This window comes from Streptococcus cristatus, assembly GCF_003943515.1.
Taxonomy (GTDB): domain Bacteria; phylum Bacillota; class Bacilli; order Lactobacillales; family Streptococcaceae; genus Streptococcus; species Streptococcus cristatus_D.
Genome location: NZ_RJPT01000002.1, coordinates 37,434 through 57,519, shown reverse-complemented (window position 1 = coordinate 57,519; position 20,086 = coordinate 37,434). Strand labels below are relative to the sequence as shown.

22 protein-coding genes are annotated in these 20,086 nt (G+C 44.6%); 16 read left to right on the top strand and 6 right to left on the bottom strand.

Annotated elements, in window-relative coordinates:
* Positions 1-62: 62 nt before the first annotated feature.
* A complete protein-coding gene (gene rnjA, locus D8791_RS03820) occupies positions 63-1,745 on the bottom strand; it encodes a ribonuclease J1 (protein WP_048765385.1) in 1,683 nt (560 codons plus the stop codon).
* A gap of 3 nt (positions 1,746-1,748) precedes the next feature.
* Positions 1,749-1,979, bottom strand: a complete 231-nt coding sequence (gene rpoY / locus D8791_RS03815; protein WP_125446334.1) for a DNA-directed RNA polymerase subunit epsilon — start codon at positions 1,977-1,979, stop codon at positions 1,749-1,751.
* Between the two features lie 287 nt (positions 1,980-2,266).
* Here rpoY and tsaB point away from each other — a divergent pair, with 287 nt between their 5' ends.
* The 7 genes from tsaB to D8791_RS03780 all read left to right on the top strand — a co-directional run bounded on the left by tsaB (position 2,267) and on the right by D8791_RS03780 (position 7,152).
* Positions 2,267-2,953 (top strand): tRNA (adenosine(37)-N6)-threonylcarbamoyltransferase complex dimerization subunit type 1 TsaB, encoded by a 687-nt coding sequence (tsaB, locus tag D8791_RS03810; RefSeq protein WP_125446333.1) that lies wholly within the window; start codon positions 2,267-2,269, stop codon positions 2,951-2,953.
* The gene (gene rimI / locus D8791_RS03805; RefSeq protein ID WP_125446332.1) at positions 2,950-3,402 is read left to right on the top strand and encodes a ribosomal protein S18-alanine N-acetyltransferase; all 453 of its coding nucleotides are present in this window, start codon (positions 2,950-2,952) and stop codon (positions 3,400-3,402) included. The genes tsaB and rimI overlap by 4 nt, the downstream gene beginning before the upstream one ends.
* On the top strand, positions 3,392-4,402 hold the full coding sequence (gene tsaD / locus D8791_RS03800; protein WP_125446331.1) for a tRNA (adenosine(37)-N6)-threonylcarbamoyltransferase complex transferase subunit TsaD: 1,011 nt from the start codon (positions 3,392-3,394) through the stop codon (positions 4,400-4,402). The genes rimI and tsaD overlap by 11 nt, the downstream gene beginning before the upstream one ends.
* 9 nt (positions 4,403-4,411) lie before the next feature.
* Entirely contained in the window at positions 4,412-5,107 is a 696-nt protein-coding gene (locus tag D8791_RS03795; protein ID WP_125446330.1) for an AzlC family ABC transporter permease, read from the top strand.
* The gene (locus tag D8791_RS03790; RefSeq protein ID WP_125446329.1) at positions 5,097-5,435 is read left to right on the top strand and encodes a branched-chain amino acid transport AzlD family protein; all 339 of its coding nucleotides are present in this window, start codon (positions 5,097-5,099) and stop codon (positions 5,433-5,435) included. The genes D8791_RS03795 and D8791_RS03790 overlap by 11 nt, the downstream gene beginning before the upstream one ends.
* Before the next feature lie 123 nt (positions 5,436-5,558).
* Positions 5,559-6,305: a class I SAM-dependent methyltransferase gene (locus D8791_RS03785; RefSeq protein ID WP_125446328.1), complete on the top strand. Its 747-nt coding sequence runs from the start codon at positions 5,559-5,561 to the stop codon at positions 6,303-6,305.
* A gap of 103 nt (positions 6,306-6,408) precedes the next feature.
* On the top strand, positions 6,409-7,152 hold the full coding sequence (locus D8791_RS03780; protein ID WP_125446327.1) for a MerR family transcriptional regulator: 744 nt from the start codon (positions 6,409-6,411) through the stop codon (positions 7,150-7,152).
* A 178-nt stretch (positions 7,153-7,330) separates the two neighbouring features.
* On the opposite strand, the gene D8791_RS03770 is transcribed toward D8791_RS03780, so the two are convergent.
* The 4 genes from D8791_RS03770 to D8791_RS03755 form a co-directional block, all read right to left on the bottom strand.
* Positions 7,331-7,786, bottom strand: a complete 456-nt coding sequence (locus tag D8791_RS03770) for an 8-oxo-dGTP diphosphatase (protein WP_125446326.1) — start codon at positions 7,784-7,786, stop codon at positions 7,331-7,333.
* 9 nt (positions 7,787-7,795) lie between these two features.
* Positions 7,796-8,317: a DUF1697 domain-containing protein gene (locus tag D8791_RS03765; RefSeq protein ID WP_125446325.1), complete on the bottom strand. Its 522-nt coding sequence runs from the start codon at positions 8,315-8,317 to the stop codon at positions 7,796-7,798.
* Between the two features lie 13 nt (positions 8,318-8,330).
* Entirely contained in the window at positions 8,331-9,512 is a 1,182-nt protein-coding gene (aao, locus tag D8791_RS03760; RefSeq protein WP_125446324.1) for an aminoacetone oxidase, read from the bottom strand.
* Positions 9,513-9,674: 162 nt separating this feature from the next.
* The gene (locus D8791_RS03755; protein WP_125446323.1) at positions 9,675-10,601 is read right to left on the bottom strand and encodes an aldo/keto reductase; all 927 of its coding nucleotides are present in this window, start codon (positions 10,599-10,601) and stop codon (positions 9,675-9,677) included.
* 274 nt (positions 10,602-10,875) lie between these two features.
* Between D8791_RS03755 and rpsO the strand changes: the two genes are divergently transcribed.
* From rpsO to D8791_RS03700, 9 genes are all read left to right on the top strand, one after another.
* On the top strand, positions 10,876-11,145 hold the full coding sequence (gene rpsO / locus D8791_RS03745; RefSeq protein WP_001018251.1) for a 30S ribosomal protein S15: 270 nt from the start codon (positions 10,876-10,878) through the stop codon (positions 11,143-11,145).
* Between the two features lie 489 nt (positions 11,146-11,634).
* Positions 11,635-12,048, top strand: a complete 414-nt coding sequence (locus D8791_RS03740) for a YjdF family protein (RefSeq protein WP_125446321.1) — start codon at positions 11,635-11,637, stop codon at positions 12,046-12,048.
* A gap of 221 nt (positions 12,049-12,269) precedes the next feature.
* Positions 12,270-14,081 carry a glutamine--fructose-6-phosphate transaminase (isomerizing) gene (glmS, locus tag D8791_RS03735; protein WP_125446320.1) on the top strand — a complete coding sequence of 604 codons (1,812 nt, stop codon included), beginning with the start codon at positions 12,270-12,272 and terminating at the stop codon, positions 14,079-14,081.
* A gap of 213 nt (positions 14,082-14,294) precedes the next feature.
* A complete protein-coding gene (locus D8791_RS03730) occupies positions 14,295-15,344 on the top strand; it encodes an LLM class flavin-dependent oxidoreductase (protein WP_125446319.1) in 1,050 nt (349 codons plus the stop codon).
* Positions 15,345-15,594: 250 nt separating this feature from the next.
* The gene (locus D8791_RS03720; protein WP_125446318.1) at positions 15,595-16,593 is read left to right on the top strand and encodes a uroporphyrinogen decarboxylase family protein; all 999 of its coding nucleotides are present in this window, start codon (positions 15,595-15,597) and stop codon (positions 16,591-16,593) included.
* 15 nt (positions 16,594-16,608) lie between these two features.
* Positions 16,609-17,493: a transporter substrate-binding domain-containing protein gene (locus D8791_RS03715; RefSeq protein WP_125371577.1), complete on the top strand. Its 885-nt coding sequence runs from the start codon at positions 16,609-16,611 to the stop codon at positions 17,491-17,493.
* Between the two features lie 21 nt (positions 17,494-17,514).
* The gene (locus tag D8791_RS03710) at positions 17,515-18,207 is read left to right on the top strand and encodes an amino acid ABC transporter permease (RefSeq protein ID WP_125373369.1); all 693 of its coding nucleotides are present in this window, start codon (positions 17,515-17,517) and stop codon (positions 18,205-18,207) included.
* Positions 18,208-18,210: 3 nt separating this feature from the next.
* Entirely contained in the window at positions 18,211-18,897 is a 687-nt protein-coding gene (locus D8791_RS03705) for an amino acid ABC transporter permease (RefSeq protein ID WP_125446317.1), read from the top strand.
* 12 nt (positions 18,898-18,909) lie between these two features.
* The gene (locus D8791_RS03700; RefSeq protein WP_125446316.1) at positions 18,910-19,674 is read left to right on the top strand and encodes an amino acid ABC transporter ATP-binding protein; all 765 of its coding nucleotides are present in this window, start codon (positions 18,910-18,912) and stop codon (positions 19,672-19,674) included.
* Positions 19,675-20,086 lie beyond the last annotated feature (412 nt).

Here is a 20,086-nt window from a genome sequence, read left to right as displayed (position 1 = left end):
ATTGCCAAATACCATTAAAGTTTACAAAAAATAAGCTTTGCTAGACTAGCAAAGCTTATTTTTTAGTTGTCTTCGTCTGGTGTAAGCACCATCGGAATGATAATAGGTTCGCGCTCAGTGCTTTCGTAGAGGAAAGGACGCAAGGCGTTGACGATAGCGCCGCTGACAGATTGAACGCTGGCATCTTTATTCTTAAGGGCAATGCGAATAGCATTGAAGAGGATGCGCTGGCTTTGGCGAATGAGGTCACCTGATTCGCGCATGTAGATAAAGCCGCGGCTGAGAATATCTGGACCGGCTAAGATCATCTTGGATTCAAAGTCAACCGTCGCGACAGCCAGAACCACACCGTCCTCTGACAGGTCTTTACGGTCGCGTAGGACTGCAGCTCCGATTTCACCAATGCGGTTCCCATCAACATAAATATCCTGAGCGTTGAAGCTGCCGGCAATACGAGCTGAGTCAGCTGTCAGAGCCAGCACATCACCATTGCTCATGATGAAGATATTGTCTTTTGGTACTCCAGTATCAACGGCTAGACCTGCATGGACTTTCTGCATACGGTATTCACCATGGACTGGCATGAAATATTTAGGCTTGATCAAGCGAAGCATGAGTTTCTGCTCTTGTTGGCCACCGTGTCCAGAGGTGTGGATGTTGTTAATCTTACCGTGAATCACTTCTACACCAGCCTCGGAAATGATGTTAATCAGTTTGTTAACGCTGGTCGTATTGCCAGGGATAGGGCTGGATGAGAAGATGACTGTATCTCCAGGTTGCAGCTGAACCTGGCGGTGGGTACCATTAGCAATCCGAGACAGGGCTGCCATGGGCTCACCCTGACTTCCGGTACACATAATCAGTACTTCGCCAGCTGGGTAGTCCTTAAGCTCGTTTGGCTCGATGAAGGTATCTTTAGGAACCTTAATATAGCCCAGCTCAATCCCGTTGACAATGGCTTTTTCCATGGAGCGGCCAAAGACCGCAATCTTACGTCCAGTCTTGACAGCAGCTTCAGCTGCCTGCTGGAGTCGGAAGATGTTTGAAGCAAAGGAAGCGAAAATAATCCGTCCATGAATGCCTTCGATAATCTTCATAATAGACTGTCCGACTACTTTTTCGGAATTGGTAAAGGTCGGAACTTCAGCATTGGTCGAGTCAGATAGGAGACAGAGTACGCCTTCTTCGCCTAGAGCGGCCATACGGTGCAGGTCTGCAGGCTCACCGACTGGTGTAAAGTCAAACTTGAAGTCACCAGTACAGACAATCTTACCCTGCGGCGTATGGATGACAATCCCCAAGGGCTCTGGAATAGAGTGGGTTGTGCGGAAGAAAGTCGCCTTCAGATTTTTAAAGGTCAACTCTGTATTTTGATTGATTTCATAGAGTTTGGCATCGCGCAAAAGTCCATGCTCTTCTAGCTTGCCCCGAATGAGGGCCAGCGCCAAAGGACCAGCATAGATGGGAACATTGGCTTGCTTGAGCAGGAAAGGAATGCCGCCGATATGGTCCTCGTGCCCGTGGGTGATGAGGACAGCTTTTACGCGGTCAATATTTTCCACGATATAAGAGTAGTCGGGGATAACATAGTCGATACCCAAGAGGTCGTCTTCGGGAAATTTAATCCCAGCATCAACAATGATAATCTCATCTTGATACTCAATTCCGTAGGTGTTTTTACCGATTTCGCCCAGACCACCGATGGCGAAAACACCAACTTCTTCTTTCTTTAAGTTATATGCCATAGCTTACAACTCCGTCAATTCGAAGGCGCCTGACTCTTTTTCGTATTCCAAATGTTTGTCAGACAAGAGCTCGATAAATTCGATATTGTAAGGAGTCTTTTCTTCAACCAATTTGCGGGCTTTGATGCGGCCTTCTAATTCATTGGTTGCTTCTATATCTAAGTAAAGGGCGCGTGTTTGCTCACGGCGTGGGCTGCGTTCTTTTGTTTCTTGATAAAAAACTTTGTAAATCATTTTATTTCCTTCCATTTTTCACGATCAAGCTACAGAAAACGACAGCTAATCAGCTGTTTTCTTTTATTCAGTTTTATGAGTAGTAGATTGACCTTGATTCGATATAATTCTAACCAATTATATCATAAAACCAGCTTTTAGTAAAAGACATAGCCGAGAAAATCTTATGGAGATTTTCAGAAAAGCCTTTGAGGACAATCTGGGTCATCAAATGACGGTCTCTCTCTACCCTTGTCGCTGCTTTTGTAGTATAATAAGAAGCAAACACTCGAGTAAGGAAGAAAATGATGAACATTTTAGCGATGGATACGTCAAATAAGGCTCTGTCTCTAGCAATTTTAGAGAATGAGGAGACCTTGGGGCAGGTGACGCTCAATATCAAGAAAAATCATAGCATTACCCTTATGCCGGCTATCGATTTTCTGATGAATAGTCTGGATTTGAAGCCGGCCGATTTGGATCGGATCGCGGTGGCGCAGGGGCCGGGCAGCTACACAGGTCTGAGAATTGCGGTGGCGACAGCCAAGACTCTGGCTCATACCCTCAAGATTGAGCTGGTCGGTGTGTCTAGTCTGCTGGCTTTAGTTCCAGAGCAGGTGGAAGGCTTGGTCATTCCCATCATGGATGCCCGCCGCAATAATGTCTATGCTGGCTTTTACCAGTCTGGTCAGGCTGTACGGCCGGAAGCCCATCTACCTTTGGCAGAGGTTTTGGAAATAGCTGGCGCTGCTAACCAATCAGTCACCTTTGTCGGAGAAACGACAGCTTTTACGGAGCAGATTGAAGCGGCTCTTCCTCAGGCTGCCATTCAGCCGACCTTGCCAGATGCCGTAGCTGTTGGTCGTCTCGGTTTAGACCTGCCAGCTCAGTCCATTCATGACTTTGTTCCTAACTATCTCAAGCGGGTAGAAGCTGAGGAAAATTGGCTCAAGACCCATCAGGAATCCAGCGATTCTTACATTCAGCGCCTATGATTAAATTGAGAAAATGGTGCGCTAACTCGGATGTGGACGTGGCAACTCTCGCAGAAGAGCTGGAACAGCTCTTACTTGCAGTCTATGAGGTCAGCCCATGGACAGCGGCCCAAGTGGCAGAGGTTCTGCGTTCGGATGTGAACAGTTGTGCACTAGCAGCAGATGAGAGTCAACTTGTCGGCTTTTTAGTCTGGCAGGAGACAGACTTTGAAGCAGAAGTCCTGCAGATTGCTGTATTGCCTAGCTATCAGGGGCAGAAAATCGCGACAGCCTTGTTTGACTTTTTGCCTGCCGACAAGGAGATTTTCCTCGAAGTTAGGGAGTCAAACAGGCCAGCTCTGCTATTTTACAAAAAAGAAAAATTCGAAGAGATCGCGCGGCGGAAGGCCTATTACCATGCGCCGGTGGAAGACGCGATTGTTATGAAAAGAGAGATTCATGAAAGATAGATATATTTTAGCTTTTGAGACGTCTTGTGATGAGACCAGTGTGGCGGTTCTGAAGAATGAGACGGAGCTTTTGAGCAATGTCATCGCCAGCCAGATTGAGAGCCACAAGCGTTTTGGTGGAGTGGTACCGGAAGTGGCCAGCCGTCACCATGTGGAGGTCATTACGGTTTGTATTGAGGAGGCCTTGGCAGAAGCGGGGATTAGTGAGGAGCAAGTTACAGCGGTGGCCGTTACCTACGGTCCTGGTCTGGTTGGGGCGCTTCTGGTCGGCTTGGCAGCGGCCAAGTCCTTTGCTTGGGCTCACGATATTCCCGTGATTCCGGTCAATCATATGGCTGGGCACCTGATGGCAGCCCAGAGCGTGGAACCCTTGGAGTTTCCCTTGCTGGCTCTTTTGGTCAGTGGCGGTCATACTGAGCTGGTCTATGTCAGTCAAGCTGGTGACTATAAGATTGTGGGGGAAACTCGCGATGATGCGGTCGGTGAAGCCTATGATAAGGTCGGTCGCGTTATGGGGCTGACCTATCCAGCAGGCCGAGAGATTGATCAGCTGGCTCATGAAGGACAGGATATTTATGATTTTCCGCGGGCTATGATCAAGGAAGACAATCTGGAATTTTCTTTTTCCGGTCTCAAGTCAGCCTTTATCAACTTGCATCACAATGCCCAGCAAAAAGGAGAAGCCTTGTCTAATCAAGACCTGTCGGCTAGCTTTCAGGCAGCGGTCATGGATATTCTCATGGCCAAGACTAAGAGAGCGCTGGAAAAATATCCAGTCAAAACTCTGGTCGTGGCAGGCGGTGTTGCTGCTAACCAAGGTTTAAGAGAACGTTTGGCAGCTGAGATTCAAGATGTTAAGGTGATTATTCCGCCTTTGCGCCTTTGTGGTGACAATGCTGGTATGATTGCCTATGCCAGCGTCAGTGAGTGGAACAAGGAGAATTTTGCCAGTTTGGATCTCAATGCTAAGCCGAGTCTGGCTTTTGAAACGATGGAGTAAAGGAGAAGAATGCGCGGACAGACATTTAAACAGGGTGCAAAGGCAGCAGTGCCAACAGCTCTGGGCTATATTGGGATTGGCTTAGCCTGTGGCATCATGGCGGCGCCCTATATGGATCCCTTGGAGATGGGGCTGATGAGTATTCTGGTTTATGCGGGCAGTGCCCAGTTTGCCATGATTGGTTTATTTGCCCAGCAGGCGCCGGTCTTGGCTATCGCACTGACCGTTTTTCTGATAAATATTCGGCATCTTTTGCTCTGTCTGCATGCCTCAACCCTTTTTCGTAAGTCTAACTTGATTCAGAATATTGTCATTGGCTCTTTTTTGACGGATGAATCTTATGGAGTCTTGATGGGAGAGCAGGTGTATACAGAAGAGATTGCTGCTAGCTGGATGATGGGTAACAATTTCATGAGTTATACTTCTTGGATTTTGGGTACAATTTTGGGAACAGCTCTAGGTGGCCTTCTGCCCAATCCTGAGAGTTTTGGCCTGGACTTCGCCCTAGTAGCTATGTTTATTGGCATTTTCTCTTCTCAGTTTACAATCATGTTGCGACGGGTCAAGATAAAGAAGCTCTTTTTGGTCTTAGGTGTGGTGGGCCTTGCCTACTTGATCCTGACCATGCTGCTTCAAAATTCGCTGGCGGTGCTTTTTGCAACCTTACTAGGCTGTACAGTGGGGGTGATTTTGGATGATAAGTAAGTATATTTTGCTGGCTATTCTTTTGTCAGCTCTAGTCACTTGGATTCCACGGGTTTTGCCCTTTATCCTAGTCAAGTACAAGGGGCTTCCGCCTATGGTAGGGTGTTTCCTCAAATATCTGCCAGTTTCCATTATCTTTGCTCTTATCCTGTCTAGTGTCACTAATGCTAAAACAGGTCAGCTGCCGAGTTTTAAATGGCTGGATTTAATGGCTGTTTTTCCAACTAGCTATGTGGCATTTAAGTATAAAAACTTAATTGCAACTGTTGTATTTGGTGTAGTCTTGGTGGCCTTGTTGCGCTATCTAGCTGGAATTCTTGGCTTGTAAAGAAGATAAAAAAACAGATTGAATCGGTTGATTCGGTCTGTTTTTTGCTAAATTCTAAGAATTGTCTGAAAATATAATATTTTATGCTATAATGGAAGCAATCAAAATTATGGAGGTTCGGAAATGGCAGAAGCAGGTCATAAATTTTTAGCAAAATTAGGAAAGAAACGCCTTCGTCCTGGTGGTAAACTGGCAACGGACTGGCTGATTGAGCAGGGACAGTTTTCCAGCGATAAGAAGGTTCTGGAAGTTGCCTGCAATATGGGGACCACAACAATCGAGCTGGCTAAAAGATATGGCTGCCAGATTACTGCAGTTGATTTGGATAAGGCTGCGCTGGCTCAGGCTAAGCTTAATGGAGACAAGGCTGGTGTTAGTGAACTCGTCACATTTGAGCAGGCTAATGCCATGAAGCTGCCTTATGATGACAATTCTTTTGATATTGTTATCAATGAAGCCATGCTGACCATGCAGACGGATAAGGGGAAGGCCAAATGTATGGATGAGTACTACCGGGTGCTGAAGCCAGGCGGAGTGCTTCTCACACACGATGTTATGCTCAAGCAAAAAGATAAGAATGTCCGAGAAGAGCTGTCACGTGCGATTAACGTTAATGTTGGTCCGCTGACAGAAGGCTCTTGGATTCAGCTGGCACGTTCTCATGCTTTTGACCGTGTGGAGACCTTTGTTGGTGAAATGACCTTGATGAGTCTTCGAGGTATGATATATGACGAAGGACTGGGTGGTACTCTGAAAATCTGCTTTAATGCCCTTAAAAAAGAGAACTACGGCCAATTTATGAAGATGTTTAAGATGTTCCAAAAGAATCAAGAAAAACTGGGCTTTATCGCTATGGTTTCTCGCAAATAAATACTAGCTACTTTGGAAATTTAAAGCGATTTAAAAAATTTCATAAAAAGCTTGACCTTGCCCTAAGGTCAGGGCTTATACTATAAGGGCAAGGAGGTTTTGTATGTATCATATCAAAGAAGCTGCGCAGCTTTCGGGTGTCTCTGTCAAAACCCTGCACCATTATGACAAAATCGGGCTTTTGGTGCCCGCAAAATCAGAAAATGGCTATCGGACATATAGCCAAGCTGATTTAGAGCGGTTGCAGGTCATCCTTTACTATAAGTATCTGGGTTTTTCTTTGGAGAAAATAGCAGAGCTGCTGAGTCAGGATGATCAGGCCTTATTGCCACATCTGGTTAGGCAGTTGGAGTATTTGCAGCAAGAAAGAGACCGCTTAGATACCTTGATTTCCACCTTACAAAAAACTATCCAAGAAGAAAAAGGAGAAAGAAAGATGACAATGAAAGAAAAATTCGCAGGCTTTACCTACGAAGACAATCAAAAATACCACCAAGAAGCTGTAGAAGAATACGGTCAAGAAGTCATGTCGGAGGCACTGGCTCGTCAAAATGGACGGGAAGAAGAATCTGTTGAAGCCTTCAATCAAGTTTTTCAAAGTCTGGCAGAGAATATGCAGCAAGGCTTGCCGGTTGACGCAGCAGAAAATCAAGAACAGGCAGCTCAACTCTTGCAAGCCATCCGTACTTACGGCTTTGATTGCTCTATTGAGGTATTCGGCCATATCGGTAAAGGCTATGTCTATAACCCAGAGTTTAAGGAAAATATCGACAAGTTTGGAGTAGGTACTGCCCAGTACACAGCAGATGTGATTGCAGCTTACGTTCGGGCAAATGTAGAAAGATGAGGCTGGGACAAAAGTCCTAGCCTCTCAATTGTCTTTGGATTTTCGAGCAAGACGCAGTGGTTGAGTGGGCTCTACTACGCTGATTTCATCAGCTTTTACAGCCCTACTCAACTGTGCGGAGGTGAGACTACGAAATCGAATTCTAACGAATTACCGATTTCTGTCCCACTCTCATTTTTTACTTTAAGTCATAAATCCAGTCGTCGCCATCTTTATAGTAAAAGAATTCACTTAAATCGTCTTCTAAAAAAACACGCAGCATATCAGACATATCCTCAGTTGCAAGTTTCAGATGAGAGAGATTTTCCAAATCTTCCCACCAAACCTTTCCTTCGTCTGAGGATTGTAGTACACCGGAATAGTGCTCTGTCTTGTAGAGCAGGACGACATAACGAAAATCCTTGTCATCATACCAATCCTTGATGCCGCAAAGTTGAGGTTTGGATATGGTCAGACCAGTCTCTTCTTTGACTTCTCTGATAACGGCCTCTGTAAAAGATTCCCCGCGCTCTACATGCCCGCCAGGAAAGGTAATGCCGGGCCAGTCGGGACTAACTCGGTCTTGGACCAGAACTTTTTCTCCGTCATAAATCATGCACATATTGACGAATTCGACTGTTTCGCATCTGTTCATCTTGTTCTCCTATTTTGTTAGTAATTTTTCTACTACGTTTAACTTTCTCATGGTCAGATCCACGCCAAACAATTTTTCAAGATAGTTAGTATTGAGCTTTTTTTGTTTTGCAGTTCTAGGGAGATAGAGGTAGAGACAGTGATCGCCTATACAGATTTCTTCCTCGCCATAGTCAGCTTTTAATTTTTCTAGTGGCAGACTTTGGATAAACCCTTGATAAAGAATTACATGCACACGATCATGAAGATACTCTTCTTTAAATGGATTCTCATGAACAATCTTTTCAAAATCGTTCTTATTCTTGATAACCATTTTTAAGTCGGCCCCAATTTTTTCCTTTATCAGAGTATGAACGTGTTCTCGTATTTCTTCTAAATCTAGGTCACTATCAAGAATGATATTCCCACTTTGAATATAGGTTCGAACGTGTTGAAAACCAGCTTCTGTCAAAATATCTACCAAATAAGACATTTTCGGGATAGCATTTTTTCCATTAGGAGTAACGCCTCTCAGTAAAATAATATGTTCCAAAGGACTTCCTTTCTTATTTGGTATTTATTGGATTTGAGCCTGCCACCCAACCGGTGCAGAGGGCAGATGTGATGTTGAAACCGCCCGTGTGGGCATTGATGTCTAAAACTTCGCCAGCAAAGTGGAGTCCAGGTACTAGCTTACTTTCCAGAGTTTTAGGATTGATTTCCTTAAGACTGACGCCTCCTTTGGTGACGAAGGACTTGGCAAGGGACATTTTACCAGTAACAGAGATTTTGAGGGACTTGATAGACTGGAGAAGTTGCTCGCGTTCTTTTTCAGTTAGCTGTTTGACTTTTTCAGGATATCCTTGCACAAAAAATTCTGTCAAGCGTTCTGGTAGCAAGGTTTTTAAAGCATTTTTCAAAGATTTTTCCCGATGTTCTTCTAAAAAGTCCGCTAAATCCTGCTGACTCATCTGAGGCAAGACATCTAGATAGATGGTCTCACCGCCCTTGATAAAGCTGGACATGCGTAGGGCAGCAGGACCTGACAAACCAAAGTGGGTAAAGAGCAGATCATGAGTGATAACATGCTTGCCATAACTTAAAGTCACATCGTCCAGCGAAATTCCCTGAAGCGCTTTGTGAGGAAAATCTGTCAACAATGGACTTTCAGCGGCTTCAAGCTCAGTAATGGTATGTTTAAAATGACGGGCAATCTCATGACCAAAACCAGTCGAGCCAGTTGAAGGGTAGGACTTGCCGCCAGTTGTCGCAATCAATTTCTGGCAGGTCCAAGTCTGGTCGCTGGATCTGACAGTGAAAAGCTCATCAGATTTTTTGACGGAGACGATTTCGGTATTGGTGATGACAGTGCCACCCAGCTCTGCAATCTTCTTTTCCAAAGCTTCGATAATGGTGCGGGACTTGTCTGTCGCTGGGAAAACACGGCCGTGGTCTTCGACCTTAAGTTTGACGCCATTCTCGGTAAAAAAGTGGATGATATCATGGTTGTCAAACTGGGAAAAGACGCTGTAAAGAAAGCGCCCGTTGCCTGGTATTCCTGCTATGAGGTCATCTAGGTTTCCGTTGTTGGTCACATTGCAACGCCCGCCGCCCGTACCGGCTAGTTTCTTGCCCAGTCGTTTATTTTTCTCAAGGAGCAGGGTCTTCTGTCCGTAGAAAGAACTGGAAATGGCAGCCATCATGCCGGCCGGTCCTCCGCCGATGATGATTGTGTCGAAATGGTTCATTGGTCTTTTCCTTTCGTGAAATAGGAATTTTATGTGCTAGTTAAGCTTGTGCAAGGTAATTTTACCTTCTCGGCTATACAGTGGACATGCCTTGATCAGATTTTTAAACAGTCCTTCAGCCAGCATCTTGGTAGAAAATTAATCGGATTTTAGGCTCATTTTTTAAGGAAGATCTTTTCCAGAGGCCAAGTAGATTTCGTACCATTCTTTTCTAGTCAGTTCAATATCTGCTGCCTTGGCTGCTTCGATGATGCGGCTAGCCTTGGTCGTGCCGATGACCGCCTGCATGTGGGCTGGATAGCGTAGCACCCAAGCAATAGCCACTGCCGATGGTGATATTTGGTATTTATCGGCCAGTCGGTTGAGGACGGCATTGAGCTTGGGGTATTTATCTGAACAGACAAAAACGCCTTCGAAATAGCCGTGCTGGAGGACAGACCAAGCCTGAATCACGACGTCGTTGAGGCGGCAGTATTCGAAAATACTACCGTCGCGCATATTTGCGGCTGTGCCCTCCATGTTGACGTGGAAGCCAGCTTCAAAAGCAGGTGAGAAAGCTGCGCTCAGTTGGAGCTGATTTGCCACCAAGGGCTGCTTGACCTCTGTTTTCAGTAGCTCCATCATCATAGGATTCTGGTTGGACACTCCAAAATCAAGAACCTTTCCTTGAGATTTGAGCAGATCGAAAGCTTCAGCGATTTCACTAGGCTCCATCAGGGCATCAGGTCGGTGCAAGAGCAGAGAGTCCAGATGATCCACGCCTAAGCGCTGTAAAATACCATCTGTTGCTTCGAGGATATGGTCTTTGGAAAAGTCGAAGTAGGTGAATTCTTCTATGCGGATTCCCACTTTGGACTGAATCCACATCTTAGCCCGCAGGTCAGGCCGATTTTTGAGCACTTGTCCCAGAATTTCTTCGCACTTGCCTCCACCGTAGATATCGGCTAAGTCAAAAGCATTAATTCCGACTGATAAGGCTGTTTCGACCAGTTCTTCCACCTCTTTGGGGGTCATTTGGGCAATTCGCATCAGTCCCATGATAATCTGGGAAATTTCTCGTTTGCTTTCTCCAAATTTAAGATATCTCATAAGCTCTTCTCCTCGTGTCATTTTAATCTCAGTATAAGCTAAACCTGCTCCAAAGTCAAAAAGCGACTAGCTAGATCGAGCCTTGGAGCAAATGTGTAGAAAATCCTCATTTTGGCTAATGAAATTTGGCTGACCTTGTCGGAAAATTAGAAGATTTGACAAAAACTTGGCTTCCTGATAGAATAGGAATGTCTTAAAGACAAATAACTTCTTCTTGGTTGCAGGAATTGCCAAGCCTGCCACTCGGATGAAGCGTAAAGAAAAGGAGCTTATCATGGCAATCTCAAAAGAGAAAAAAAATGAAATCATTGCACAATATGCACGTCACGAAGGTGATACAGGTTCAGTAGAGGTTCAAGTTGCTGTCCTTACTTGGGAAATCAACCACCTTAACGAACACATCAAACAACACAAAAAAGACCACGCTACTTACCGTGGTTTGATGAAGAAAATCGGTCGCCGTCGTAACTTGCTTGCATACTTGCGTAAAAACGACGTTAACCGTTACCGTGAGTTGATCAACTCTCTTGGACTTCGTCGTTAATCTTGCGTCTAAAACGTTTCTATACTTCGTTGACTTCGTCTCGATGTACCATTAGTACAATCTTCGCCTCGTCGCCTAGTCTATAAACGTTTTATCCAGCAAGAATAAAGCTCTCTGATCTCAGAGGGCTTTTTATGTTGTCACCTTACCTCGATATACTCAAGTATGATCTTCGGTTACGGTTCCGAGCACTGTAAGGTAAAATAAACCAGATCTTCTCCCTTCGGGGAGATTTTTTATTTTCACTAGAATTTTAGCCCGAGCTCAAATTAGCTCTCTGAATTCATAGGTTTTTCGTTAGCCTTATTTTGTCTTCTATCGGTATAATTTTTAGCTCTTCTTGAATTTTTTATAAAATCTTGCTAGACTGTAGCTACTAAGATAAAAACACAGTTCTGGTTGGTAGTCCAGACGCAAAAAAATCATTTTTTGTCAGTAACCTTCCTCCTTGGTTGTCCATTCTTAGGGATTTTTAAAGGAGGTGCTGTCATGGATAAGATTTCAATGACGCTGACAGTTTATTTTGAAGAGGGATTTTGGCACGGTCTTTTCGAGCAGGAACATGCTCAATCTTATAGAGTTTGTCGAGTCACCTTTGGTGCAGAGCCTAGCACGCAGGAATTGTTGGATTTTCTAAACCGTTATTATCATCGGTTGCAGTTTAGTCCTAGCATCAGAGTTAAGGAGATGACTAAGTCGGTCAGTCCTAAACGCCTGCAGAGACAGTCTAAAAAGGAGCAGATGGCTTCACGTTCTTCAAAGTCTCAGGAAGCGCTGAAGCTACAATTTGAAGAGCAAAAGAAAATCGCTCGAGTCAAGCGCAAGCAGCAGAAAGAACTGGCTAAGCAAAGGAAATTCGAACTCAAACAGCAAAAACGGTTGGAAAAGCACAAGGGGCATTGAGCCTTGTTTTTCTTATTTTTATGGAAAGGCCTTCCGATGGGAGGCTTTTTTGTTTCTTAAACAAATTTCCCTATCTCGAGACTATACCAATTTTATGTTGACAAATATCAAATCGGTGTGTATAATGTTTTCGTCTCTCGATAAAAAGATAAATAAGACTATACCAATTTTGAATAAAGGAGGAACTAGCTTTTTGCCAGCAAAAGGCTAGAAATAAATCTATGTGTGGAATCGTCGGAGTTGTGGGAAACCGCAATGCAACAGATATTTTGATGCAAGGACTTGAAAAGTTAGAATACCGAGGCTATGATTCGGCTGGAATTTTTGTGACAACAGGAGAAAAGTCTAGCCTGGTCAAGTCTGTAGGTCGGATTGCAGATCTTCGTGCTAAGATTGGCATGGATGTAGTGGGTTCAACAGGTATTGGTCATACGCGCTGGGCAACCCACGGAAAACCAAGTGAGAATAACGCCCATCCTCACACTTCTCAGACAGGCCGTTTTGTTTTGGTTCACAACGGTGTGATTGAAAATTACCTAGATATCAAAAATAACTATCTTGCTGGCCATGATTTTAAAGGCCAGACAGATACAGAAATTACAGTTCATTTGATTGGGAAATTCGCGGAAGAAGACGGCCTCTCTGTTCTTGATGCTTTCCGCAAGGCCCTTCACATTATCGAAGGTTCCTACGCTTTTGCCTTGGTAGATTCCCAAGATCCTTCTACGATCTATGTTGCCAAAAATAAATCTCCGCTTTTGATCGGCTTGGGCGAAGGCTACAATATGGTCTGCTCCGATGCCATGGCTATGATTCGTGAGACCAGCGAATACATGGAAATTCATGATAAAGAGCTGGTTATCGTGACGGCTAATAGCGTAGAAGTGCAGGACTATGAAGGCAATGTTCTTGAACGTGGTAGCTATACAGCTGAGTTGGACTTATCCGATATCGGCAAAGGTGCTTATCCTTACTACATGCTGAAGGAAATTGATGAGCAGCCGACCGTGATGCGTAAGCTAATCAGCACTTATGCGGATGAAAATAATAAGATGCTGATTGATCCTGCCATCATCAAGACAGTCCAAGAAGCGGATCGCATTTATATCATTGCTGCTGGAACTTCTTATCATGCTGGTTACGCTTCTAAACGAATGCTGGAAGAGTTGACGGATACGCCAGTTGAGCTGGGCATTTCTTCAGAATGGGGCTATGCTATGCCTCTTCTGAGCAAGAAGCCACTTTTCATCTTTATCAGCCAATCTGGTGAGACAGCTGATAGTCGTCAGGTCTTGGTCAAGGCCAATGAACTAGGCATTCCTAGCTTGACAGTGACCAATGTGCCAGGCTCAACCTTGTCTCGTGAAGCCAAGCATACCCTGCTTCTCCATGCTGGACCAGAAATTGCCGTGGCTTCAACCAAAGCCTACACTGCACAAATCGCTGCCCTAGCTTTCTTGGCCAAGGCGGTCGGTGATGCCAATGGTAACGAAAAAGCCAAGAAGTTTGATTTGGTTCATGAGCTGTCTATTGTAGCCCAGTCTATCGAGTCTACCCTTTCTGAGAAAGAATTGATCGAAAGCAAGGTTCGTGACTTGTTGGCGGAAACTCGCAGCGCCTTTTATATCGGTCGTGGTCAGGATTATTATGTGGCGATGGAAGCCAGCCTTAAGCTTAAGGAGATTTCCTACATTCAGTGTGAAGGCTTTGCGGCAGGAGAGCTTAAGCATGGTACTATTTCTCTGATTGAAGAGGGAACCCCTGTTCTAGCTTTACTTTCAGACGAGGTTTTGGCTAGCCATACTCGCGGAAATGTTTCTGAAGTTGTGGCGCGCGGAGCCAAGGTGTTGACCATTGCGGAGGAAAATGTGGCTAAGGATGGAGACGATATTGTCCTGAGCCAAGTTCACCCTTACCTGTCACCAATCTCTATGGTAGTACCGACTCAATTGATTGCATATTTTGCAACTCTGCACCGCGGATTGGATGTGGATAAACCGCGCAATCTCGCTAAATCTGTAACGGTAGAATAACCATCTTAATGAATCTCGATAAGAATACCAGGCCTCAGATTTTTCTGGGGCTTTTGGTGTGGTATTTTGGTGATGGTGCTCTTTGGAAGTCTCTTTCTATCATGATAAAACCATGTTATTCTATGCAGATGGACAATAGGTTGAGCATCATTTTTGTATATATCACTAATTAGCGATAAAATATTTTTATCTTAAATGTCAGGAGGACAAAACATGGTGGAATTAGGTATTTCTACTTTTGGAGAGACAACGCTGCTAGAGGGGACTGGGCAGATCTATACTCATGACGAACGGATTCGGCAGCTGGTAGCAGAGATTGAGCTGGCAGACAAGGTGGGGCTGGACGTGTATGGTATCGGAGAGCATCACCGAGAGTATTTTTCCGTCTCTGCACCGGAGATTGTGCTGGCGGCTGGTGCGGTCAAGATAGAGAAGATTCGCTTGACTAGTGCTGTCAGTGTCTTGTCGAGCTTGGATCCTATCCGAGTCTACCAGCAGTATGCGACGATTGATGCTTTGTCAAATGGCAGAGCAGAGGTCATGGCTGGCCGTGGATCTTTTATCGAGTCCTTTCCGCTTTTTGGCTATAACTTGAAGGATTATGAAGAGCTTTTTGATGAAAAGCTGGACCTGCTCCTCTATGCCAGTGCTGAGACTCGGCTAAATTGGAAGGGCAAGCTGACGCAGACTATTGACAATCGGGAAGTCTACCCACGGGCTGTGCAAGAAACACTGCCGGTTTGGGTAGCGACGGGGGGCAATGTTGAGTCCACCATTAAGGTCGCCCAGAAGGGTCTACCGATTGCGTATGCTATTATCGGTGGACAGCCTAAGCGCTTCAAACCCTTGCTGGATGCGTATCGCCGGATTGGACGGGAAAGTGGCCATTCAGATGAAAAGCTGAAAATTGCTGCTCACTCTTGGGGCTGGGTCATGGAGGACAATGAGGAGGCGATCCGGACTTACTTTCATCCGACCAAGCAGGTAGTGGACGCTATCTCTAAAGACCGCCCTCACTGGCGGGAGATGACCTATGAGCAATATCTAGATCAGGTAGGGCCAGAGGGGGCCATGTTTGTCGGTAGCCCTGAAAAGGTCGCTCAGAAATTGATCAAGATGATAGAGGAGCTGGGATTGGACCGCTTCATGCTGCATCTGCCGTTGGGATCGCTTCCGCATGAGCAGGTTCTCCAGTCTATCGAACTCTTTGGCACCAAGGTTGCACCGCTTGTGCGGGAGTATTTTGCGGCTAAGGGTAAGTAAGATCGAAGTAGAGGTCTTTTGATAAAGATTGTTTATCTATCCCATAGAAAATATATATCTTGACTTTCTAAAAATGGTGAGGAAACAGTTTTTTCATCGAAAGCTGAAAAACCTTGGTAAGGCTAGTTCGAGCTAGCTTTTTTAATTTACTCTTATAAATATTTTTAATCGGGCTGATAGGAAATATATATTTGGAAAGCTTACTTTTCAGTGATATGATAATAGCAATCAAATTGAAAAGGAGCAAGATATGTCTAAAAGAGAGTTGGTTTTAAAAGCCTTTAAGGGGGAAAAAGTTGATCGAGTGCCAGTTGGTTTCTGGCATCATTTTACCAGCGAGGATGAGTGGCTGGCTGGTTTTGGCAATCAGACTATTATTGAGAAAAATCTGGCAGGCCATGAAACATTTCTAACAGAAGTCAAGCCAGACTTTGTCAAACTGATGAGCGATGGTTATTTTGCCTATCCGAATGAGCGCTTGAAAAAAGTTCAATCTATCAAGGACTTGGCAGATATCGAGCCGCTAGGCGCTGACCATCCTTGGATCAGTGAGCAGGTGGAGCTGGTTCAAAAGATTAGGGCTGGCTTCACAGAGGATTTGGTTGCTATTTACAATATTTTTGCGCCGGTGACCTACTTCAAATGGCTGGTTGGCAAGGTTGCTGGAGGAGATGACATCATTGCAGATTTTCTAGCAGAGGATGCGGAAGTGACAAAGCGGGTGCTGGATGTGATTGCTCAAGATATTGCGGCTCTGACAGAGCGCATTATCAAGGAAGCTGGTGCGGATGGAATTTACCTCAGCGTTCAGAGCATTCAGGATGCGCGGGTGTCGGCTGAAGACTATAAGGCTTTCATCGCTCCTAGTGAATTGGCAGTGCTGGAAGCAGCCAATGCGGCTGGCGGAGTGAATATTCTGCATATTTGTGGCTACGAAGGCGCGCGAAACGATGTTCATCTTTTCACAGATTATCCGGCTCAGGTTATTAACTGGGCAGTGGGGCCGGAAGGCATCAGCTTGGCAAAAGGTCGAAAATTATTTGGCGGTCGGACTGTTCTAGGTGGCTTTGAAAATGGCAAAACTGGTCTCCTCTACACAGGTAGCCAAGAAGCTATTCAAAATGAAACCAAGCGCTTGATAGCAGAGGCTGGTAAGGATGCTTTGATTATCGGGGCTGACTGCACTATCCCAAGCGATATTGATCCAGAGCGGATTGAGTGGGTTCGCCAAGCAGCAAGTTTAGCATAAGAAGGAGACGAAAGAATGAGTAAGAAAAAATGGATTATCGGTGGAGTAGCTGTGATTGCTATTGTCGCTGCGACTTATTTGGGACGGACCTTGACGGGGGCTTCATCCAGCAAGGCGAGTAGTGCGACATCAGGCAGTGACAAGGTCACGACTTTAAAAGTAGCTCATACGCAAAACTACGTTCCTTACGACTTTTTGGACGAAAAAGGCCAGTCAGATGGGTATGAAGTAGCGGTACTCAAGGCCATTGATGAAAAATTGCCAGATTATCAGTTCGAATATACTGGCACCAGTGACGAAGATCTTTTGATTGGTTTGGAATCTGGGAAGTATGATATCGGAACCAAGGGAGCTTGGTACACTGAAGAGCGGGCGAAGAAGTTTATCATTCCAGAAAGTCCTATCGGAGCTAGTATCATCGGCTTCACCATTCGAAAAGCAGACGCAAATAAATTTAAAAATATTGATGATTTTGCCAAAGAAAAAGGAAAATTGGTGCCGATTTCGCCACAGAATGCTCAATGGACAGTGATTGAAGAGTACAACAAAAAGCACAGCGCTAGCCCAATTGAGTTGACCGCAGCAGAGTCTTTTCAGATAGCGGATGCCTATGCTTGGGTCTTGGAAGGTCGCTATGATGCCTTCTTTGATATCAAATTGTCCTTTGAAAAAGCTGTCACAGACAAGGCAGGTTCCTACCATCAGTATGCGGACCAGTTGAGCTGGTTCCCTTATAAGGGTATCCCTACTTATCCACTCATTCATAAAGATAAAAAGAATGAAGAGTTTGCCAAAGCCTATGAAAAGGCTATTAAAGAGCTGGAGAAAGATGGGACACTCTCTAAATTATCGGAAAAATACTTTGGTGAAGATGTCTTTTCTTATGTAGATAAAGACTAAAAGCTGGAGAAAGGAGACCGTATGGTCGCTTATGATTTGTCCCGTGTTTTTGGCCTGTTGCCTGGTTTGTTACAGGCCTTGCCGACTACTTTATGGATTATGTTCGTGACGGTTTTAATTGGCTCCTTGCTAGGCGGCCTGTTGGCCTGGGCTCAAGTTGCGGAGGAGCCGACTTTTGCTGGTCTGGCTAGAGGGTATATATTTATCCTTAGGTGTACACCGCCTATTGTCTTGCTCTTCTTGGTCTTCTATGGCATTCCAGAGTTTTTAAAGTGGTGGCTGGGGCTGGATATCAATAATTGGTCGCGGACTGTGTTTGTCATCATCACCATGATTTTGCTCTTTGCGGCCATGATTGCAGAAGTCTTCAAGGCAGCCTATCTTGCTGTTCCCAAGGGACAGACCGAGGCAGGACTCAGTATTGGCTTGACACCAGTGCAGACTTTTCTTCGGATTATTCTGCCACAGGCTTTTCGCATCGCCCTGCCCAATTTGACTACCGCCTTTCTTAATCTCATGCGGGATGCTGCGCTGGCCTATACGATTGGAGCAGTTGATGTCATGGGAGCGGGGCAAAATCTCATCAGCCGGAATCTGGGAAATTATTCCCTTGAAACCTATACAGCGGTGGCCTTGATTTACTGGGGGATTGCTCTAGTGGTTTCGCTGGCTTCCCAGTTTCTGGAAAAAAGTCTGACAGTCAAGGAGAGGTAGAGCATGGATTTGAATTATATTGTAAATACCTTTCTGGTTACTTTGAAAGGCATACCGGTAACCCTGATCATTATGGTAGTGGCTATTCTGCTCAGCTTTATTCCAGCTCTGCTTCTAGCTCTGGGGCAGATTTATAAAATTCGAGGTGTGCGGACCTTTTCGGTGGTTTATCTGGCCTTTATTCGGGCGACGCCTCCTATTTTGCTCATTCTCTTTTTCTACAGTCTTTTTCCTAGTTTACTGAATCAATTTTTCAAAAGTCTGGGCAGTCAGGTAGATGTCTTTAAGTTTAATCCGCTTTACTATGCTTTCATCATCTATAGCTTAATGACAACAGGGAGTTTATCGGAAATCCTGCGCTCTGCCATTTTGACGGTGGATAAAGGACAGTTGGAGGCGGCTCAAGCGATTGGGTTAACCAATTTTCAAGCTTATAGGAGGATTGTTTTTCCCCAGGCTCTGCGTTCTGCCCTGCCCAATCTGGCCAATCTGGTTATCAATCTAGTCAAGGGAACTTCGCTGGTATTTGTTATGACGGTGAAAGATATCACAGCTTTGGCTAAGGTTGAAGCCTCTCATTCATATCAGTATTCAGAGTCTTACCTGGTGATTTTTGTTATTTATCTCATTATTTGTGGCTTGATTCAGTGGATTTTTAGGGGCTTGGAAAAGCGCTACGCTCTTGCTTAGGAAGGAAAGATTATGTTAGAAGTAAAACATATCTCCAAACGATTTGGAGAGCACCAGGTGCTGGCAGATGTCAGTCTCAAAGTCAATCAAGGTGACGTTGTGGTTATTTTGGGACCCTCAGGCTCTGGGAAAACAACATTTCTGCGATGTCTGAATCATTTAGAAAAAGCGGATGGCGGCCAGCTGACTTTGGCTGGTAAGGACTATGATTTGGCTAAACTTAGCAAAAAGGAAATTTTGGAAATACGCAGAAAGACGGCCTTTGTCTTCCAGCATTATAACCTCTTTGCTAATAAAACTGCCCTCGAAAATATCTTAGAGGGCTTAGTGATAGCTCGTAGGATACCGAGGGAAGAAGCGCTTGAGATTGCAGAAGAGTCCTTGAAGCGCGTGGGACTCTTGGCCTACAAGGACTATTATCCTTCTCAGCTATCAGGCGGCCAGCAGCAGCGGATTGGGATTGCCCGTGCCATTGCCGTCAAGCCAGATGTCATCCTGCTGGATGAGCCAACTTCGGCTCTAGATCCGGAACTGGTCGGTGAAGTTCTCAGTGTCATGAAACAGTTGGCTCAGGAGGGAGTGACCATGGTCGTTGTGACCCACGAGATGAGCTTTGCCCGTGATGTGGCCAACCATGTCATCTTTATGGATGGTGGTCATATAATAGAAGAAAATCCTCCACAGGAATTCTTCACCAGTCCCAAGGAAGAGCGGACCAAGCAGTTTCTATCCCGCATTTTGTCGGATGCCAGCTATAGTGTAGAATATATGATTTAACTTGTATCAAAATAGAGAAGCTTTCTTCATGTTTTTATGTGGAGGAAGTTTTTTGATTTTAAAAAATTATGTAATTTTTTTGCTCAAACCTATTGACAAGAGGTAAAAAAGGATGTATAATTACAACTGTAAACGAAAAAGTTTACGTAAATTTAATCAGAAGATATGAATACAGCCGGAAGGCAATTATTTTTGGGAGGATTAAAAGTTATGTAAAATCATCTTCTTCTGAAAGAAATCTAATTCACTCATAGAAACAAAGACTAAATTAGTCTTGATTTTTGGAAATCGAATAAGTTATGTAATATAATAGATTGGAGAAGTTCTCCCAAATGAATATTTATAGTAGATAAGGAAAAGATTTCTTATCTAAAATTTCAGTAAAATAAAAATTATGTAAAGAAAAATATAA

Coding starts and splice junctions, on each gene's coding strand:
- rnjA (WP_048765385.1), bottom strand. CDS start 1,745: ATGGCATATAACTTAAAGAAAGAAGAAGTTGGTGTTTTCGCCATCGGT.
- rpoY (WP_125446334.1), bottom strand. CDS start 1,979: ATGATTTACAAAGTTTTTTATCAAGAAACAAAAGAACGCAGCCCACGC.
- tsaB (WP_125446333.1), top strand. CDS start 2,267: ATGAACATTTTAGCGATGGATACGTCAAATAAGGCTCTGTCTCTAGCA.
- rimI (WP_125446332.1), top strand. CDS start 2,950: ATGATTAAATTGAGAAAATGGTGCGCTAACTCGGATGTGGACGTGGCA.
- tsaD (WP_125446331.1), top strand. CDS start 3,392: ATGAAAGATAGATATATTTTAGCTTTTGAGACGTCTTGTGATGAGACC.
- D8791_RS03795 (WP_125446330.1), top strand. CDS start 4,412: ATGCGCGGACAGACATTTAAACAGGGTGCAAAGGCAGCAGTGCCAACA.
- D8791_RS03790 (WP_125446329.1), top strand. CDS start 5,097: ATGATAAGTAAGTATATTTTGCTGGCTATTCTTTTGTCAGCTCTAGTC.
- D8791_RS03785 (WP_125446328.1), top strand. CDS start 5,559: ATGGCAGAAGCAGGTCATAAATTTTTAGCAAAATTAGGAAAGAAACGC.
- D8791_RS03780 (WP_125446327.1), top strand. CDS start 6,409: ATGTATCATATCAAAGAAGCTGCGCAGCTTTCGGGTGTCTCTGTCAAA.
- D8791_RS03770 (WP_125446326.1), bottom strand. CDS start 7,786: ATGAACAGATGCGAAACAGTCGAATTCGTCAATATGTGCATGATTTAT.
- aao (WP_125446324.1), bottom strand. CDS start 9,512: ATGAACCATTTCGACACAATCATCATCGGCGGAGGACCGGCCGGCATG.
- D8791_RS03755 (WP_125446323.1), bottom strand. CDS start 10,601: ATGAGATATCTTAAATTTGGAGAAAGCAAACGAGAAATTTCCCAGATT.
- rpsO (WP_001018251.1), top strand. CDS start 10,876: ATGGCAATCTCAAAAGAGAAAAAAAATGAAATCATTGCACAATATGCA.
- D8791_RS03740 (WP_125446321.1), top strand. CDS start 11,635: ATGGATAAGATTTCAATGACGCTGACAGTTTATTTTGAAGAGGGATTT.
- glmS (WP_125446320.1), top strand. CDS start 12,270: ATGTGTGGAATCGTCGGAGTTGTGGGAAACCGCAATGCAACAGATATT.
- D8791_RS03730 (WP_125446319.1), top strand. CDS start 14,295: ATGGTGGAATTAGGTATTTCTACTTTTGGAGAGACAACGCTGCTAGAG.
- D8791_RS03720 (WP_125446318.1), top strand. CDS start 15,595: ATGTCTAAAAGAGAGTTGGTTTTAAAAGCCTTTAAGGGGGAAAAAGTT.
- D8791_RS03715 (WP_125371577.1), top strand. CDS start 16,609: ATGAGTAAGAAAAAATGGATTATCGGTGGAGTAGCTGTGATTGCTATT.
- D8791_RS03710 (WP_125373369.1), top strand. CDS start 17,515: ATGGTCGCTTATGATTTGTCCCGTGTTTTTGGCCTGTTGCCTGGTTTG.
- D8791_RS03705 (WP_125446317.1), top strand. CDS start 18,211: ATGGATTTGAATTATATTGTAAATACCTTTCTGGTTACTTTGAAAGGC.
- D8791_RS03700 (WP_125446316.1), top strand. CDS start 18,910: ATGTTAGAAGTAAAACATATCTCCAAACGATTTGGAGAGCACCAGGTG.